Origin of the sequence: Pseudomaricurvus sp., assembly GCF_965662505.1 — a bacterium.
Taxonomy (GTDB): Bacteria; Pseudomonadota; Gammaproteobacteria; order Pseudomonadales; family Cellvibrionaceae; genus Pseudomaricurvus.
Map to the genome: position 1 here is coordinate 15,088 of NZ_CBFIHX010000005.1, position 17,709 is coordinate 32,796.

Sequence of the window (17,709 nt, forward strand, 5' to 3'; positions counted from 1 at the left end):
TGATAACAAGCCGAAGTTAATTCTTGGTATAAACACGTTGAGCCAGCCCCACAAATAAGGGCATCAGCAATGCCCATGCAACCGCCAGAGCCAGTAGCGATTGCCACTGTGGCTCCCCCAAGGACAAACCACTGAGTTCTGCCCCTCCGAGATAAGACACAGGCCCTGCCACTGCGCCAAGAACGGCGGCGAGAACATAACGACCATGAAGCCAGGAGAAAACATGACAGAGCGTCATAGAAAACATGAGCCAAATGCAAGCCAGCCAGGCTGGCATAAACCAGCCACTCTGGACTTTAGCCAGCGGTTCTTCATTAGTAACCAAATCACCGGAAGCCAAATCGCCGAGAGCCAAAGGCTCTGCACCGGGGATTAGCACACCCTGAGCAAACCAGAAGCTGTCCAGGCAACAACCCAGCAAACTAACGACCAGTATCAGCCACCACTCTTTTGGAGAACGCACCCACCACAGGCTGTGCACAATCAACATCACTAACAAGGCAGTCACAGCCCAGGCATTGCCACCCAGGACAGCGGCAAACCAGCCAACCTGAAACAGCACGCCGTTCAGAAGTTTTTTCTGAAGTTCAGCTCCGGGCATGCGGCTAGAAACGTGCGTCAAAAATACGGGCATCGGGCTTGGCCATCATAAGCTGAACGGTACTGATTACACGCTCGCGGAACCCCCCTTCGCAGTACGCCAGATAAAAGTCCCACATACGGCAAAAGACGTCGTCAAAGCCCTGCTGTTTAACGTCCTCCATACGCTGATGAAAGCGTTCTCGCCAATCCGCCAGGGTTCTTGCGTAATCCAGGCCGATATCATGCAAATCCACCATCATCATATTGGTGCAGTCGGCAACACACTCAGCCATCACGGCATTGGAAGGTAAACCGCCACCCGGGAAAATATATTTCTGGATAAAGTCCACAGAACCTTTAGCCGCATGATATCGCTGGTCGGCAATGGTGATGGCCTGAATCAACATCAACCCATCGTCCTTCAACAGTTTGGAGCACTGGGTGAAATAGGTTCGATAGTATTCATGGCCGACGGCTTCAATCATTTCGATCGACACCAACTTATCGTATTGGCCCGTCAGATCCCGGTAGTCTTGTAATAGCAGGGTGATTTGATCTTCCAAGCCCGCTTCGGCGACGGCTTTCTGAGCATGCTGATACTGCTCTTTTGACAGGGTCGTGGTAGTGACACGACAGCCATAATATTTTGCAGCGTGTATGGCCAAGCCTCCCCAGCCGGTGCCAATTTCCAAAAGGTGATCATCTTCTGTCAGTCCCAGTTTTGAACACACGGCATCCAGTTTGTAGAGCGAGGCCTCTTCCAGAGTGCTGCTTTCTGAGGGATAAATAGCGGATGAATACATCAACGCCGGATCAAGGAACAGTTTGAAAAAATCATTCCCCAAATCGTAATGGGCGGCTATGTTTTTGCGAGATCCTGCGTGGCTGTTACGGTTCAGTTTATGCATCAGCCGATTCACCAAACCTTTCACGGATGACCAACGCCCATCCATCTGATTCAGCACATCCATATTGGCGCAAAGCACTCTGACCACACTCACAAGACAGGGCGTACTCCACTCTGCCATCATGTAGGATTCCCCAGCGCCGATAGAGCCACCAAACAACAGCTCTCGGTAAACGCCGGGGCTGTGAACTCGAATGTGAGCATGGAGCTCTGTCGCGTCATACTCTTCGCCAAAATGGTAAGTGGACTTTCCCTCCACCACGGTCAAAGAGCCATTTTTCAGTGACTGAAAGGTACCGAGCACCAACTTGCGGGAAATATTATCTAGCCACCCGGCATCCTGCTTCGCGGATAAGAAAGCATTATGTTCAACGGCTTTTCCTGAATGGGTCACCCCGCTAACCTCAAGATCACTCATAGCTACACAGTCCTGTTATTTTTGCTCGTTTGATTCATCGCTGTTTGATGGATGATTGTCTTATCCACGATTGTCTTATCAACGATTGTTTTATCCTTTAAGGGCTCTTGCGCGTCACCTGGATGAGAATAAAACGGCACCTTCTTGATAAACAATTTCAACGCGTTCCAGTAAATTAACCCTAGAATCTTCATAGTCATCAGAGGGTATTGATACAAAATTCGGTTCAATGCACTCGCAGTGATTTCCTGTCGGCTCATCGTCAAACTGGCATCCATGACCATCTCCTCCCCCTCCTGTCGCTGCTCTTGAACGTGTACCTGCTCTTGGCTCTGTTCTTGGCCCTGGACTTGGTCCTGAGGAATCATCCAGTTTTCCAGATGCAGAAATAATTTTTCATCCGGTAACCGGCTCCGCCAGTGGTACATCATCGACATGGGATTGAACGGCGACACATGCATAGCCTTTGGAAACTTTATACGCTGTAAGTTTTTATCCGGTTCACAACTCAGAACATACGCATGCTTTTCAGACCAGGGGGTATTTGTCACCTCTACGACGATATGAGACAAGCGCTCGGATTGATCGAAACAGTAATAACAAGTAATCGGATTGATGATAAATCCAAAGTAACGCAGATTCGTGAGCACCCGAACAGGGCCTGCTGGACGAACTCCTGTCTCTCTCTCTACCCGCTGCACTACCGCCTCTTTTAGCGGTAAATCCGTAGGACCGAGGTAATCTTTGCGTTTAAAGCAGGCCAGAGCCCATTTGGAATCGGACCAGAGTGATGTCAGTGAAAACACTTGATTCATCTCATCGAGATCCAGGTACATCATAAACACCGGATGCTTTAATAGATGAGACCGTGGCTGAAAGCGACGATGACGCACCCAGCCACGATAAATCGCGCTATGCAACATCACCTGTTCCCACCCGATTTTCAAAATCTACTACGTTCTCGTTTTCAGGAGCACCGGCAGTTTCAGAAATACTGGATTGAGACTGTTGGGCTATGGCTTCTGCCACCCGAATGCCACTCGTGCAACCATCCTCATGGAAACCGTTGGCCCAGTAGGCGCCGCAAAACCAGGTTTTGTTAACGCCATTAATATCCTCCCATCGTTCACAGGCCGCCACTGATTCCAGGGTAAACACGGGATGGCTATAATAATAACGGCCCAGAATATGCTCTGGCCGGATAGCGTCGGTGTAATTGAGGGTAACGCAGAAAGTCACCGGGGCTTCAATGCCCTGAAGAATGTTCATGTTGTAGGTCAGCACCGCGTCTTCCTGCTGCGTCTCTGGCAACCGATAATTCCAACTCGCCCACGCCAATTCTCTCTGCGGTAACAGCTGGGTGTCTGTATGCAGCACCACTTCATTCATCTGGTATTGCATCGCAGATAAAACGGTTAGCTCTTCATCCGTAGGATCTTCGAGCATCGCCAGAGCCTGATCGCTGTGACAGGCAAACACCACCTCATCAAAGACTTCGACCTCACCACTTTCCAGGGTGATCGAAACACCGCCATCTGAACGCCTGACGCTCTTGACGGCGCAATCTGTATGAATCCTGTCGGAGAAGCCTTGCGTTAACGGCTTCAGATAGCTGCCTGAACCACCCTCAATCACGCGCCACTGGGGTCGATCATTAACACTGAGCAATCCATGATTCTTGAAAAAGCGAATGAAAAACACCAAGGGAAACGACTTCATGGTGTCAATGGAAGCTGACCAGATGGCACTGCCCATAGGCACCAAATATTTATGGATGAAGGTTTCGCCATACCCCCTGGACTCAAGATATTCTCCAAGACTGGCGTTCGGTGGAATCACACCGTCCTCCAGGTCTTTCACCGCTTCTCGATTAAACCGCAAAATATCTTTCAGCATTCCCCAAAATCGGGGCTTTAGCAGGTTAGATCTCTGTGAAAACAACGTATTGAGGTTATTGCCACTGTACTCCAAACCCGTATTTTCACAGGCGACGCTAAAACTCATTTCAGTGGGTTTGGAGGCCACACCAAGGGTATCCATCAGCTCAATAAAGTTAGGGTAAGTCCAGTCGTTGTAAACAATGAATCCGGTATCAATCGCATAATGCTTTCCAGCGACCAGGACATCTTTGGTCGCGGTGTGCCCACCGATCGACGATTCAGATTCATACACTGTAATGTCATGGTGCTTATGGAGTCGGTAAGCGCAGGTCAATCCTGAAATACCCGAGCCAATCACTGCTATTTTCAATCTCTACTCTCCTTTAGCGAGTCAGTTTTGGAGCAACCCAGTTTCGCCAAAACCAGGGCAGTGAACTGCCAACGGCCAGCACACTGCTCAACGAACTCGGAAAACGAATAAAGGCGGGCTTTTTCATTATTCGCTTCAAAATATGGTCAGCAGCTTTATCAACGGTCATCAAAAAAGGCATGGGGAAATCGTTGTTGGCGGTTAACGGCGTCTCAACGAAACCCGGCTGCACAACACTCACTTGAATTTTCTGATCAGCCAGATCCACCGCCAGGGTTTCCATAAAGTATGTCAATGCAGCCTTGGATGCGCCGTAAGCCTCAGCTTTAGGAAAAGTCACTCTGCTGGCCTGTGAACCCACCGCGACGATATGGCGTGCACCGCGCTCATTGGCCTGCAGTAATGGCAGAGCTGCTTCCAGGCTCCTGATTGCGCCAAAGAAGTTCACTTCCATGACTCGCTCCATCATCTTCCAATCCGGGTTACTCACCTCAAGATATTCGCAGGTTCCGGCATTGAGAATAATGCGGTCCAAATAAGTCACGTGCTGCTTGAGTTGTTCGTTCAAACTGCGGCTGCAGTCCGGATCCGTGAGATCGCCGGGTATCGGGGTTATACCGGGATATTGTGCAGCCATGGATTCCAGTACTACGTGATTTCTGGCCGTGGCAAACACCTGATTGCCCTGCTCGGCCAGGCGTTCAGCGAGTTCACGGCCAATACCGCTACTGGCTCCGGTTATCCATATCTTTTCATTGGTGGGCATAGTCATTTCCTGTTGAGTGAGCATTCTCAGGCCGCAAGTCTGCGCTTCAGATAACGAGTGGCGACACCGAGCAACGGCAAATGCTCATACAGCATTTCACCCAGATCATAGATATCTTCGTGATAATGAATATGGTCGCCGAACTCAATGTGGCTCATGCCGCGCACGGTGTGAACTTCTTTGCCCAGACTTGGATGACGGAAATTCATATTCCATTTGATGTAGGCTTTGTTCTCAGTGATCAGCTCATCCAAGTATTCAAACTGGCACAACTCAACACGCTCACAGAGTCCCTCCAGATAACCCAGCAAATCACCGGCACCGCGCAGCTCGTGGACAGGGTCACGGAAGATAATATTTTCGGCATAGACCTTGGAGAATTCGTTCACCCGTACGCTGCTGAGATCCCGATAGAACCGCTTAAAGCGATCGACAACTGCTGGCTTGGTCTGACTTTGAAGAACTGGTGTGTCCATTGGCTTACTATTCTCCGAAGGGGTAATGCCCAGAGGGCTTAGATCTCTGGGGTTTTGTGTGCTGATGTCACTGATTACGAGGGAGGTTGAGAAGTGGATCATCATGAAGTCGTTTTTTGCAAAATTGGCACCTAAAGCAATATTAGGAGATATCAGCTACCCCGAAAGAGCTTATTCCCCTACCATCAAGCACGTCTCATCATTTGGTACGTCTTATCATTAGGTACGTCTTGGTAATTTATAGGTCAAGAAAGTGATCCGGGGGTGATCTGGCGGCGTATATACAGTAAATTCTGCCAACTGGTGCCAAAACCCGCTCAGGACCCCATGAAGCATGGTTCAACACAAATCAAAAACGTTAGAGATTGACCAGCTACAGGTATTAATTGGTCAAATCGCCACGGTTCGGGATCGCGAGGCCTTCTCGCGTCTGTTTGAACACTATGCCCCGCTGCTTAAGTCCTACAGCCTGGCCAAAGAACCTGGAGCCTATCTGGTCGCGGATGAACTGGTGCAAGAGGTTCTGATCAAGGTCTGGAATAAAGCGCATTTATACGACGCAACCAAGGCCAATCCAAACACCTGGATTTTTACGCTGGCCAGAAACTGTCGGATTGACTATTTAAGACGCAACGGTCGATACGCCAACGAAGTCACCTCAGAGGAAATCTTTGATCAGATTGAAGATACCCAGTCCGGCCCGTTCGAGCAGACACAGCAAAGGAAAACAGCCCAGCAAATTCACAGCGGTTTGAAGACACTGCCCAATGAGCAGTCACAGGTACTCCGAAAAGTGTATTTGGAAGGCAAAACCCAGCAGGAAGCGGCGGCTGAACTCAGTTTGCCACTGGGAACAGTGAAATCACGCATCCGTTTAGCGTTGCAGAAACTCGAAATTTTGATTCGAGGTCATGAGAAATGATGTCCACAACTGAAATGATGTCCACAACTACAGTCCAACACCCTCAAACCATGACTAAACATCACCCAGGCATAGACAGGCTTACGGCCTTTTCCGCTGGCAGCCTGCCTTTTAATCAGGCTCTGTGCATCAGCGCCCATCTGCAATACTGCCCTCAATGTCGGCAGGCGGTTAAGCGTCTCAATCAGGTAGGCTCCGAACTGTTTTCCGAGCTGCCCACGGTTACCGTTACCGATACCTTAAAAGAACGGGTTATGGCGCAATTGGACGCACCTGCTGCGCCCGAACTGACAGAACCACAAAGTGCTGTAGACGGAAGGGCAGAAAATAACGCAGGAAGCACCGCAGCTAACAGCAATGTTCCGCGCTGTTTACAAAAGCTCATTCCCAACGGTCTGGACGCTCTTCGCTGGAAACGCCTGAGCCCATCCATCTACGCCACCAAACTGTGCCGTGATGTGGATGGCAGCAAGGTTGAAATGCTCAGGATTAAACCCGGAGGCCAGGTTGCTGCTCACAACCACACCGGTGAAGAGGTGACTCTGGTACTGCAGGGCAGTTTTTCGGACAGCGAAGGTGTCTACAATCAGGGTGATATCATCTATCGCAACAAGGACGACAAACATCACAGGCCTCTGGCTAGCCAGGATGCCGAGTGCATTTGCCTCACCTCCGTACAGGCGCCAATTCAATTCACCGGGTTCTTTGCACGCCTGTTTAACCCGTTTATTCGTCGAAGCCATTACGCGAGTTAACAGAAACCCATTACGCCAGCTAACTCACTGGTGTAATGGGTTAACCCCTCCCTGACTGGCGACCGCTACATCAATCTGTCATCCTGAAACATCACAATCAATAGCCCAAAGGTTCGATGGTCAGTCTGGATGTCACAGAATCTCGGTAACAATTTAAAAACAGCAATCTTCCCTACGCTAGCTTTAGCAGGGCTATTGGCTTTAACTGCCTGTACGGATATCAGCGAGCCTGTGGCTCCCGCCTGCCCCGCCAACCCCACTAACCTTACAAATCAGCCCGCTAAGAGCGCAGGCTGTCTGAGTATTGATCAGGGAAAATTACTGGTCGTACAGGGATTAAATGGGAAGGTCAGTATTCCTGGTGGTAGCGGCAACCCTCAAGAACCCGCACACTGCACTGCTCATCGGGAGACTTGGGAAGAAACTGGACTCAGTACCAATCCCACCCGGTTGATTCGGGTGTTCGACAATGGCTTCCACTTGTTTGAATGTGAGGCCGACAGCCATGCGCCATTGCCAAAACCTCCTTTCTATCTGGAAATTAAACAGGCCTTGTGGCTTCGCAGCGATGACTTTGATCAGTTCCAGTGGCGCTTCCCTGAGCAGAAAGACTGGCTAAAACAGCAGCTGCTTAAATCTGCCCCTGCTCCAGATTGAATATTTCCTGCAGGATATTTTGCCACTTCTGGTACTGATCCTGCAGATTGCCATCCAGCTGCACCACATTGTCATCCAGGTTCAACACGGTTGGCAGAACCTCGTTGTTAAAGCCCGACGCCAGCTCGCTCAAATTCAGCTCCTGCATACGATACCATTCATAGTCACCGTAGACTTCATTCATAGAGGCCAGACTGCCCCGACGAAAACCACTGCTCTGCCCGGCTTGCCGCTGCTTGTAATCGCGCATGTATACCATCAGCTCACGACTGTACTGACGCCAGCGTTGATAGGTTTGTTGCATCTGCACAAACAGATTGGAGTATTGATCATCGACCGTATCGATAAAATAGTATTCGTACTCCCGCAGTTTCTGAACCCGTCGCAACATGGGGTCACCATGAGCGGGAAGTCGCTGTATCTGCAACTGTCCTAACTCATTCTGCTGCACGTATTGGCCGAACGCATCCGGTGCCAGCTGCTGACCGTAACGCAACACCGCCAACTGGCGAAGCTCTTCCAACTGCGAAGCTGTCAGACGATTTCTGGCTTCAATCAAATCCAAAGACAAGCGATCAAACAAGGACTGAAAAGGATCGAGCTGTGGATCCTCGTAGGCCTGAGCACCCACATTCTGACGATAGACCTTGTTCAACCACAACCGCTCGCTGCTGTCATGAGCCTGAATATGGATCTGCAACTGCTCACCATTGGATATCTGAATATCACCAGTCACCACCAGCTCTGCCGATGCGTGGGTATCTGGCATTACCCTCACCACCCCCCATTGACCTGAGGCCGCCATGGTCTGCCGCAGCAAATACGGCAAATAGCGAGACTCGGCTTTTCTGACCAACGGAAAAACACCCTGCTCTTGAAGCCGGGTATTACCCGTCACATCTTGGGATTCAAAAATCAGAATCCCCACATCGAGCTGAACAGAGGATCCTGCCGGTGCCGTTAGTTTTCCTGATGGCAAGGCCGGTAAATCTTTCAGTGCCTGGGCTGACTCACGGGTTGAGCGAGCCGCAGAGTTAATCACTACCGTATCGATTGCGTCTTCACTATCGGTCGGAGCGGAAGTTGCACATCCCGCCAATAACCAGACACAGGCGAACAACCACAAAGACAGGCGCATACCGCGGCCTGTCAGTCTTAAATTCATCATGCAGTAAAACTCATATCGCGTTTAATCGGCGTTCATAATAATAGGTTTAGGTGCGTCCGGTGCTGCAGGCCGCTCCTCGGGTTGAGAGGTCAATGTACACACTTTGCCCTTGCTAACCGTTTGCTCGCAGGTGTATCCACGACTGCGCTTATCAAACCGGGAATAGGAGCGATTCAGAGTGAAGGGCTCCGGTGCACGGTCAGACATCATCGTGGTTGCCACATTGATTTGATCGCCACTGGCGGCAAGACTAAAACGCTGCTGTACGAGCAGCCCTTCCGGCAACCTGAGTTGAAACACCAGCTGGTGCCCATCCCAGCCACAAACTTCAGTGGCGAATGGATTATCGGTTTGCTCCAAACCCTGACTCGGGAAATCACAATCCAGTGAAAATGTCCCTTCCCGATCAACACGGATATCGGTGTAGGTCTGTTCGATATCCATCACCTGAACCCGCGAGATCCTCTCAACAAATTGCGCCATGGCAATCACCGTTTGGGCCGTGCCAGGATGAATCGAAGGCATGCTGCCCCGTTCAAGCTGACGACCATCGGACTGACGGCTAAGCGTGCGACGCATACGGTAAAAATAGGCATCCAGTTTTCCCTCAACGCTGTCGTTCAGGCTGTAATCCATTTCCCAGCTGCCTGAAAGATCAGTCCGAACCGCTTTACGCGCTTCGATCTCGCCTTGAGGTGACTGACAACCGGCCAGAAACCCGCCACAAATCAGCAGCCATATTGGGAAAGCTATTTTAAACCGGTCAATCAAGCTCTATCCTTAATTCAATCGCAATTCGTTATGATCGGTGCCGCTATCATCACCTCTAGCCAGCCCCGACAACTGTCCAGTCCGACAACTGTTCAGCTCAAAAAACAGTATAGAGTAAAGAAGTTATAAGACAGTCTGACTGTCGCTTTGCTCTCAGGTTCACCTAATCGTTAAATAAGCGGTCACAAATTCAGAGTTTTGTGATCAAGCTGTACAGAGGTGGAAATGACCGACACAGCGTGTTTCAATATCTTCACCATCAACAGAAACTGCGGCTATTCAAAAGAATCAGTACTAAACCAGAATCAGTACTAAATCTGAAGCAGTACGACATCAGAACCAGGCACTGAGCCCGAAGCAGACACAAAGCCGGTCATCGATGGCACAATCCACCCTATGATCATTTCCCCAATGGACTCCCACTTATCCATAAGGATGTCAGCCATGAAAAACTCCACCGATCCAAGCACTGTAAAGTCATCCGACGCAGAGTATCCCCTTAACGGCGCCTGCCAGTGCAAACAGGTACGCTATCGATTATTACAAGCGCCCATTATGGTCGTGTGTTGCCACTGTAAAGAGTGCCAGAAACTGTCGACCAGTGCGTTCAGCATCACTGCCGTGGTCAAGCGCGAGCACCTGGAGTTTGAGGGCGATCTCAAACACTGGGAAAGATCTTCAGACAGCGGCAACATCAATGCCGCAGCGTTCTGTCCCGACTGCGGAAACCGGATGTATCATTTCGATCCGCAAAAACCGGATATCATCAAACTGAAACCCAGTACTCTGGAGAATACCGGCATCATAAAACCCAGTAAACATCTCTGGGTCAGCGAAAAACAGAATTGGTTTGAAATTCCCGAAGGTGTGGAACAGTACCCGAAACAAGCGGATTTGACGGAGAAATCATGAGCCTTACTCAACCTGCGGCCCTAAACCCCTGCTTTCGCTCTTTAACGTCTGGTTTATCCTTGTTAAAGCCCGGCCTGCTTTCAATCGGTTTGTTGATCGGCAGTAATAGCTCCGGCATCCACGCGGAATCAGTTCAGTCTCCTTCTCCTTCTCCTTCTCTTAGCCAGACTGCCATCGAAATTGCCCACAAGTACCCTATCGTCGATGGCCATATCGACGTGCCCTTTCGCCTGCAAAGGCATTGGGAAGACGTCGCCGAAGCGACTGAAACCGGAGACTTTGACTATCCTCGCGCCAAACAAGGGGGATTGGATGCACCTTTCATGTCGATCTACATTCCCGCGGTCAAAGAGAATGATGGCGCCAAAGCGCTGGCCAATGTGTTGATAGATCAGGTGGAAGCTCTGTTCTATCGCGCGCCGGACAAATATGCGCCAGCACGGACGGCCGCCGATATTCGCAACAATTTTGCAGCTGGCAAAATTTCACTGCCACTGGGGATGGAAAATGGTGCCGCGATTGAGGGTGATCTGGCTAATCTGACCCACTTCTATAATCGTGGCATCCGCTATATCACCCTGACCCACTCAAAAGCCAATCACATATCCGATTCGTCCTACGACGACAAAAAAATCTGGAAAGGACTGAGTCCCTTTGGTGTGTCTTTGATCGAAGAGATGAACAAACTTGGCATCATGGTGGATATCTCCCATGTGTCGGATGCCGCCTTCTATCGAGCCATTGAAGTCAGCAAAGTGCCGGTTATTGCCTCACACTCTTCTTTGCGCCACTTTACACCGGGCCTTGAACGCAACGTGGACGACAAAATGCTCAAGGCGCTGGCAGATAATGGCGGCGTCATTATGATTAATTTTGGCAGCTTCTTTGTCACCGAAGAAGCCATGGAATGGGGCAACCGCTACAAGACGGCCAAGGCAGCCTTTGAAAAACTGCAGGGTGATCGCATCCACGCAGAAGTCAGGGCGGCTTTTGACGTGGCTTATCGGAAGCGTTTTCCCTACCCGTTCGCCACGGTGGACGACGTCGTCGCTCACATCGATCGCGTCCGTCAAAAGGTCGGAATTGAACACATTGGGCTTGGCTCAGATTACGATGGTGTCGGCAACACACTACCTACCGGTCTTAAAGACGTATCGACTTATCCCGTGCTGATTGATGCACTACTGAAGCGTAACTATAGTGAAAGCGATATCGCGAAAATCATGGGTGGCAACGTGTTAAGGGTGATGGAACAAGTAGAAGCTTATGCGGCAGCTCAGCAAGAGCCTTCAATCACCGAACCCGCAAGCGGAAACGCTGCCGCATCAGACGATTCGCCTTCACTTAACTCGTCTTCCCACAATTAAGGTACAGAACCACGACTATGAACACCTCCTCCCCCCTTTTTGTCTGGGATCTTCACACCCGTCTGTTTCACTGGCTGCTGGTCATTTTAATCAGCGTCTCTTTCGCCACCGGGCTCTACGGTGATATGGACTGGATGGACTGGCACATACGGTGTGGCTATGGACTGCTGGGGCTTATGTTCTTCCGCTTGTACACCGGTCTCATTGGACGTGATTACGGACGCTTTTCACACTTCCAGTTATCACCCCGAGCGGCGTTGCGCTATGTACGCGGGCAGCAAGCCTTTAACGGACACAACCCTCTGGGCTCATGGATGGTGGTAGCTATGCTTTGCGCAATCTCCGCGCAAATTCTAAGCGGCCTGCTAACCACCGATGATTATTTCTTTGAAGGCCCGTGGGTGTACTGGTTTGATGAAGAGTGGGTCAGCCTGGGCGGATCAACGCACCACCTGGTGTGGCAGTTTCTCGCAGGGTTTATCGGCCTGCATATTGCGGCCGTTCTGTTTTACCAATTTGTAAAAAAGGACAAATTAGTCAACGCCATGATCACTGGCCGAAAAGAATCAGCCAATGGTACCAACGGTGAGGCGCAAAACATCACCCCACTCCCCTTTTGGGGATTGCTGCTACTGGCCGGGCTGGCAGGAGGTTCAGCCTGGGCTCTGATCCAGTTACCCAGTTGGCTGTTTTAAGCTGGCCGCTTTAGGGGGTTGAACTTACTTCGAAGAGTTTATGTAACTCAGAGATCATAAAAGCAACAGGCCAGACAGAATGACTGCCTGGCCTGTTATAAGTGCCATCTAGCTAAAGAGCAATACTGGCTAAAGAACCATCAATCAGCTTTAAAGTCGTCGTGACAGCCTTTACAAGAACCGCCTAAGTTCTTCGCAGCCATGGCGAACGCCTTGCGATCAGTTCCTTTTGAAGCTTCTGCAAATGCATCAGCCCGAGTCTGGAAGGTATCCATGGCTTCTTTGAACTCTTCCGGATTGTCCCAAATTTCTTGCTTGGCGTCAGTCTTACCCTCACCAGAGCCTTCAGGGAAGCTCTTGGCAGCGATTCGGGACAAGCGGGCAATGCTCTCGGCGTGGAACTGATAATCCTCAGCAAACTCACCGGGATTCTTCATGGTCGACATGATCGATGTGAAGTGACCGGCAATGGCCTCCATGGTGGCATCGCGGTGTTTGATCTGCGCCTTAACATCCGCCGCCTGAGTGGTAGTCGTCACGGTTGCTGCCGCTGCTACGCTGACCCAGAGAGCAGCTGGCAATAGTTTTTTTAGCATGTTTTTTCAACTCCTTGAATTAGGTGTAAAACAAGGTTGCCAAAAGTCATAATACCTCGCAACAACCCCGTCTCAATATTTACACTTCCCTTACATTTAAGCCACTTTTTTGTTTAAAGCCAGTACGTTCAGCCTAATTCTTTTTCAAGTTGCTCTGCTTTTTGGCAGGCTTCGTGAGTTCTGAGGCGCTTCAGATAAGCTTCCAGAACCGGGAAGAAAGCCAGGCTACCGGATTGCTCCACCATATCCACCACAAAAAACACCATGATGTCTGCGCCACTGAGCTGGTTACCGACCAGATAGTCTTTACCTTCCAACTGCTCACTCAGGTAAGTGAGAATTTTCAGGGCTTCACCATCCGCATAGCCTTCCAGAAAATTGGTTTTGCAACCGTCTTTTCTCAGAAACATTTTCAGCAGCAACGGCACCATGGCGGAGCTTTCCGCAAAGTGCAGCCATTGCAGGTATTCAACGTACTCAGGGGTACCACGCTGAGGCGCCAGACGGTCGGCGGCGTATTTATCAATCAAGTATTCAGTCATGGCGCCGGACTCGGCAATCACCAGATCGTCGTCTTTAATCACCGGCGACTTGCCCAGCGGGTGGATGGCTTTCAGGGCTTCCGGCGCAAGGGAGGTCTCTTTATCCCTTTGGAAGGCTTCAATCTGATACTCAACGCCCAGCTCTTCCAGCAGCCAAATGATGCGTTTCGAGCGGGATTTGTTCAGGTGGTACAAGGTAATCATAAATTTCTCCGTCTTTGGGTGTTCCTGTCACACAGGTGATGAGATGGCAGATGATGGAATTGTTGAGATGGCAGTTGATGAACAGCCTCTAAGTGATGAATAGCCTCTAAGTAAAGCAGACAATACGGCCGACACCGACTTTTGGATCTGTTTAATCAGTATAAACCCTTAAAACGATTAAAACGCCACCCTGTTGATCTAAAAGCATCCACAGAGCCTGATTGCGGCCAAGTTCTGAGCCTCACTAACTGTTTGATATCTGGACAAAAGTTGATTTAAATCACCCCAAGAAAACAACCCACAGAAGCTGTGGATAAGTCTGTAGACAAGTTTCTGACAACTGCCTCAACGCCAGTAAGAACCACGCACTCAGCAGATTGATCACTCGGCGATCAGCTTTTTGCTGACCGCCCATTCCCTGTGCAAGTGTCTGTTTTTATTAACCAATTTGATGCAATCTCACACAGTTTCAAACGATCAGAAACCGTTCAGAATTAAAGAGATCACCACCACCTGCGGCAAGGTCACCAGTGGAAGGAATAAAGCGATCTTCCAGGAACTGGTGGTGTCTTTCAGCACCATGACTTCCGTATAGTCTGTAGAAACTCCCGCCATCATAAAGGCGAAGCTGTTGCCTGGTGCCGACGCACGGGTCAGAAGGTCTGCAGCAATGGGGGTTGAGCCTTCAGAGCACACCTCGATAATGGTTGCCGCCACCAGGGTGATGACCAGCCCCAAGGTGGTGGGTCCAAACCAGGTCTGAAAATCGTCGAGAGACAAAAAGCCTCGCAGCGCGGTGGCCAACAAGACGCCAAACAGCAACCACTTGAGCACCATCTTTGAGCCTTTGATACCTTCCCAGAAAATCCCTAGCAACAAACCGGGACGCCAGTCCACACCGGACAGCGATCGTTTCAGCTCTGACCACAGGTGATAATCTTCAGGAAGATCTGCAGTATGAGGATTTGCTGGCAAGGTGCCGCGCTTTACCAAGCGGTCAAAGATACACCCGCTGATGACCGCGATCACCATCGACAAAGCAATAAACGCCAGCGTCCAGGGCAGACCGATCAGAGCAATCAGGATGATCGTCAGCGACAGGGAGTTCCAGGGGCTGGCAATTAAAAACGCCATCACCTGTCCGAGACTGGCACCGCGCTTATAGAGCTGCATGCCCACCATCAAGATGCCGTGACTGCACAGATCCATCAACACACCGGCCAGCGTCGCCCGCCAGACACCCCTCAGATCTCCACCCTGCCCCAGCACAGCAGTGATCATGGCCTGTGGAATCCGGCTCAGTAAACCGACAAACAAGGCTGCGGCCAGTACCCCCCACCACATAGTATTCATCAACTCGAACACCCCGTGACTCATGGTTTGCAGCCAGCCGGGGGCTGAACCTTCCAGGCCCAGCACATGCAGACCATAGGTGATCGCTACCCCGGTAAAACTCCCCCAGAGCAACCAGTCAAAACGTTTTTTACCGCCAGACGCCCCGTCTTCAGTGTCACAACAGGAACTCGTGGCTGTTTTCTCAGCGTTAGTCTCTGTTGCACTCTCTGTTGTACTCTGAATATCGGTAGCAGCCGCAGCAGGTTTCTTCATGTCAGAAGCCGTGCTCCCACAACAACCTTGAGTGTGTTTCTCAGCTTCACCGGTATCTGTCAGATCTCGCGTGGTCATATCAGCGCTCCTCCTGCTCGGCCAGTCTGTCAATAATGGCGCACTGTGCCGCTTCGTTCCCCGGACAACGGGTCACCAATTCTTCCAGCGTATCGCGCATGTGCTGCAATTCCGTAATCTGCGCTTCAACCCGTTGCAGTTTTTCCTGCACCAGCTCTTTCACTTCTGAGCTGTGTCTCTCTGTATTCTGATACAGAGATAGCAACTGACGACACTCTTCCACACTAAAACCGGTGGATCGGGCTCGCTGAACAAAACGCAGCACGTCCAGATCTTTGTTGCTGTAATCCCGGTAGCCGTTCTCACTGCGACTGGCCGGATCAATCAACTCAATACGCTCGTAATAACGAATGGTTTTGGGCGACAAACCACTGATTTTGGCGGCCTGGCTGATGTTCATAACGCACTCCTATACCCGTAACAAACGGAGACAATACCCATCTGTCCACAACCTTAGACCTTACACCTACTGGAAGGTCAATCACAGATCCTGATGTTTTCAGTTCGAGGCTTACTGGGCTTTCCCCATGGCATCGGTATAATCCTGCCATGCCGAAATTTCCCTCCCCATCATTGCTTCGCAAACCCCAAACCCGCCTGATCACGGTGGAAGATCCGGGACATTTGGGTTTTGATTACAAGATTCGTCTGTCCAAACGCAAAAGCGCGGCGATTGAAGTGCGCTCCGGCAAAGTTGTGGTTGCTGCTCCCCACCGTGTGGCCCAAAGAGACCTCAAACAGTGGGTCAACGAGAAAGCGGCCTGGATCCGTGACAAGCTCCAACAACAAGCTGAGCGCGAAGACGAAATCCCGGAGCGTCAATTTGTGGATGGGGAAGCCTGGCCGTGGTTGGGAGAATCATTGACGCTGCGTTTAGTATCCGGCCCCAAGCTTCTCTGTGAACGCCATGATGGTCACCTCCAGATTGCGCTGCCAAAACGTATCACCTCAAACCCGGACAAGCCTATTACCACCGCCGTGCAGAAAGCCCTGCAAAGCTGGTATCAACAACAGGCTCAGAGCTTACTGGAAGCGAAAACACAGGCGGTTTGCCAACAACTGCAGAAGAATTTCCCTCAGGCGCAGTATCAGAAAGTTCAACTGCGACGGACGAAAAGCAAATGGGGTCACTGTACCCGTCAGGGTGTGATTCAATACAACTGGTTGATCGTTCAAGCCCCTGAGTGGATCGTGGACTACCTGGTGGTTCACGAGTGCTGCCACCTGGTACATCACAACCACAGTCGCCACTACTGGAATCTGGTCGCCAACCTCAATCCGGATTACGACTCGGCACGCCGCTGGCTTCACCAGCACGGTCACACTTTGGTGGTTTAAGACTTTGGTATTGTATGACTTTGGTACTTGTATGACTTTGGTGGTTTAAGGCTTTGAGGGTTTAAGACTTGGGAGCTTTAACAGACCTTAAAATCGGATTTTTTGCCAAAAAGGTCACACTTAAAAATAAAATATCTATATATATCAGTCAATTAAGACATAGTGTTGACAAAGGAAGTTAACAAACTGCACTATCAGCACCACTCAAAGTGGTATCTCGATAGTCGTACTTGATGAAATAAGCTGAATTCGAAGAATCAGCTGCACTCATAGAATAAAAAGATCAACGCAGGGGATTATGGCATGGAATACCTGGATTCGACGCACGGCGAGTGGGACAGCATGTGGCAGGAACTCGCTTCTTACGACATCAACGACGGCGATCCACTCTGTATTCATCAGGGGTTATGCTGGGAATACATGGGATCCACCGATAACCACCACAACTTCCGTCATTCCAGACATCCTGCAACCGGCCGTATCGAGCACGTCTATATTGAGCGCTACCAAAGCGCGATCCGCTGGGCCTGATTCGTCAGGCTCGACAAATACTTCTCCGCCCTTCCCCTCACTCCAAGCCCTTTTCTAGTTCATTATTTCCCGAAGCTGCACAATCGCAGTGCCAGACATTGTTCATTTTTAAACCAGAAGCGCGTCTGTTTCAGGTTGAAGACAATTTCTTCACTTTCATACAATT

Annotated in this window: 21 protein-coding genes; 8 read left to right on the plus strand and 13 right to left on the minus strand. The window is 50.4% G+C overall.

Annotated features, from left to right (window positions below):
* Window positions 1-16: 16 nt before the first annotated feature.
* Genes ACTG33_RS01205 through ACTG33_RS01230 form a run of 6 tightly spaced genes read right to left on the minus strand, consistent with a single transcriptional unit; the run spans window position 17 to window position 5,399 of the window.
* Window positions 17-601, minus strand: coding sequence for a DUF2878 domain-containing protein (locus tag ACTG33_RS01205; RefSeq protein WP_439133341.1), 585 nt, complete (start codon window positions 599-601; stop codon window positions 17-19).
* A gap of 4 nt (window positions 602-605) precedes the next feature.
* Window positions 606-1,907: a class I SAM-dependent methyltransferase gene (locus tag ACTG33_RS01210; protein WP_439133342.1), complete on the minus strand. Its 1,302-nt coding sequence runs from the start codon at window positions 1,905-1,907 to the stop codon at window positions 606-608.
* 2 nt (window positions 1,908-1,909) lie between these two features.
* Window positions 1,910-2,830: a DUF1365 domain-containing protein gene (locus tag ACTG33_RS01215; protein ID WP_439133386.1), complete on the minus strand. Its 921-nt coding sequence runs from the start codon at window positions 2,828-2,830 to the stop codon at window positions 1,910-1,912.
* A complete protein-coding gene (locus ACTG33_RS01220) occupies window positions 2,820-4,157 on the minus strand; it encodes an NAD(P)/FAD-dependent oxidoreductase (RefSeq protein ID WP_439133343.1) in 1,338 nt (445 codons plus the stop codon). The genes ACTG33_RS01215 and ACTG33_RS01220 overlap by 11 nt, the downstream gene beginning before the upstream one ends.
* A 13-nt stretch (window positions 4,158-4,170) precedes the next feature.
* Complete coding sequence (locus ACTG33_RS01225; RefSeq protein ID WP_439133344.1) at window positions 4,171-4,923, minus strand: SDR family NAD(P)-dependent oxidoreductase; 753 nt, start codon at window positions 4,921-4,923, stop codon at window positions 4,171-4,173.
* A gap of 26 nt (window positions 4,924-4,949) precedes the next feature.
* Window positions 4,950-5,399, minus strand: coding sequence for a nuclear transport factor 2 family protein (locus ACTG33_RS01230; RefSeq protein WP_439133345.1), 450 nt, complete (start codon window positions 5,397-5,399; stop codon window positions 4,950-4,952).
* Between the two features lie 334 nt (window positions 5,400-5,733).
* Between ACTG33_RS01230 and ACTG33_RS01235 the strand changes: the two genes are divergently transcribed.
* The 3 genes from ACTG33_RS01235 to ACTG33_RS01245 all read left to right on the plus strand — a co-directional run bounded on the left by ACTG33_RS01235 (window position 5,734) and on the right by ACTG33_RS01245 (window position 7,733).
* Window positions 5,734-6,321, plus strand: coding sequence for a sigma-70 family RNA polymerase sigma factor (locus ACTG33_RS01235; protein WP_439133346.1), 588 nt, complete (start codon window positions 5,734-5,736; stop codon window positions 6,319-6,321).
* A complete protein-coding gene (locus ACTG33_RS01240; RefSeq protein ID WP_439133347.1) occupies window positions 6,318-7,076 on the plus strand; it encodes a ChrR family anti-sigma-E factor in 759 nt (252 codons plus the stop codon). Before ACTG33_RS01235 ends, ACTG33_RS01240 begins: the two co-directional genes overlap by 4 nt.
* A gap of 129 nt (window positions 7,077-7,205) precedes the next feature.
* Complete coding sequence (locus tag ACTG33_RS01245) at window positions 7,206-7,733, plus strand: NUDIX hydrolase (RefSeq protein ID WP_439133348.1); 528 nt, start codon at window positions 7,206-7,208, stop codon at window positions 7,731-7,733.
* Here the strand turns inward: ACTG33_RS01245 and ACTG33_RS01250 are convergent.
* The 3 genes from ACTG33_RS01250 to ACTG33_RS01260 form a co-directional block, all read right to left on the minus strand.
* A complete protein-coding gene (locus tag ACTG33_RS01250) occupies window positions 7,708-8,901 on the minus strand; it encodes a hypothetical protein (protein ID WP_439133349.1) in 1,194 nt (397 codons plus the stop codon). The two genes, ACTG33_RS01245 and ACTG33_RS01250, sit on opposite strands and share 26 nt — an antisense overlap.
* Window positions 8,902-8,922: 21 nt before the next feature.
* A complete protein-coding gene (locus tag ACTG33_RS01255) occupies window positions 8,923-9,672 on the minus strand; it encodes a hypothetical protein (RefSeq protein WP_439133350.1) in 750 nt (249 codons plus the stop codon).
* Window positions 9,673-9,983: 311 nt separating this feature from the next.
* Entirely contained in the window at window positions 9,984-10,118 is a 135-nt protein-coding gene (locus ACTG33_RS01260; protein ID WP_439133351.1) for a hypothetical protein, read from the minus strand.
* Between ACTG33_RS01260 and ACTG33_RS01265 the strand changes: the two genes are divergently transcribed.
* Genes ACTG33_RS01265 through ACTG33_RS01275 form a run of 3 tightly spaced genes read left to right on the plus strand, consistent with a single transcriptional unit; the run spans window position 10,117 to window position 12,646 of the window.
* On the plus strand, window positions 10,117-10,584 hold the full coding sequence (locus tag ACTG33_RS01265; RefSeq protein WP_439133352.1) for a GFA family protein: 468 nt from the start codon (window positions 10,117-10,119) through the stop codon (window positions 10,582-10,584). The genes ACTG33_RS01260 and ACTG33_RS01265 overlap by 2 nt on opposite strands.
* Window positions 10,581-11,951, plus strand: a complete 1,371-nt coding sequence (locus tag ACTG33_RS01270; protein ID WP_439133353.1) for a dipeptidase — start codon at window positions 10,581-10,583, stop codon at window positions 11,949-11,951. The genes ACTG33_RS01265 and ACTG33_RS01270 overlap by 4 nt, the downstream gene beginning before the upstream one ends.
* Window positions 11,952-11,968: 17 nt before the next feature.
* The gene (locus tag ACTG33_RS01275) at window positions 11,969-12,646 is read left to right on the plus strand and encodes a cytochrome b/b6 domain-containing protein (protein WP_439133354.1); all 678 of its coding nucleotides are present in this window, start codon (window positions 11,969-11,971) and stop codon (window positions 12,644-12,646) included.
* A gap of 140 nt (window positions 12,647-12,786) precedes the next feature.
* On the opposite strand, the gene ACTG33_RS01280 is transcribed toward ACTG33_RS01275, so the two are convergent.
* The 4 genes from ACTG33_RS01280 to cueR form a co-directional block, all read right to left on the minus strand.
* Window positions 12,787-13,242, minus strand: a complete 456-nt coding sequence (locus ACTG33_RS01280) for a c-type cytochrome (RefSeq protein WP_439133355.1) — start codon at window positions 13,240-13,242, stop codon at window positions 12,787-12,789.
* Window positions 13,243-13,370: 128 nt separating this feature from the next.
* Window positions 13,371-13,988, minus strand: coding sequence for a glutathione S-transferase family protein (locus tag ACTG33_RS01285; RefSeq protein WP_439133356.1), 618 nt, complete (start codon window positions 13,986-13,988; stop codon window positions 13,371-13,373).
* Window positions 13,989-14,465: 477 nt separating this feature from the next.
* Window positions 14,466-15,674, minus strand: coding sequence for a permease (locus tag ACTG33_RS01290; protein WP_439133357.1), 1,209 nt, complete (start codon window positions 15,672-15,674; stop codon window positions 14,466-14,468).
* 1 nt (window position 15,675) lies between these two features.
* Window positions 15,676-16,074, minus strand: a complete 399-nt coding sequence (gene cueR / locus ACTG33_RS01295; protein ID WP_439133358.1) for a Cu(I)-responsive transcriptional regulator — start codon at window positions 16,072-16,074, stop codon at window positions 15,676-15,678.
* 149 nt (window positions 16,075-16,223) lie between these two features.
* Between cueR and ACTG33_RS01300 the strand changes: the two genes are divergently transcribed.
* A complete protein-coding gene (locus ACTG33_RS01300; RefSeq protein ID WP_439133359.1) occupies window positions 16,224-17,012 on the plus strand; it encodes a M48 family metallopeptidase in 789 nt (262 codons plus the stop codon).
* Window positions 17,013-17,315: 303 nt separating this feature from the next.
* Window positions 17,316-17,543, plus strand: a complete 228-nt coding sequence (locus ACTG33_RS01305) for a 4-diphosphocytidyl-2C-methyl-D-erythritol kinase (RefSeq protein ID WP_439133360.1) — start codon at window positions 17,316-17,318, stop codon at window positions 17,541-17,543.
* The last annotated feature ends 166 nt before the right edge of the window (window positions 17,544-17,709 follow it).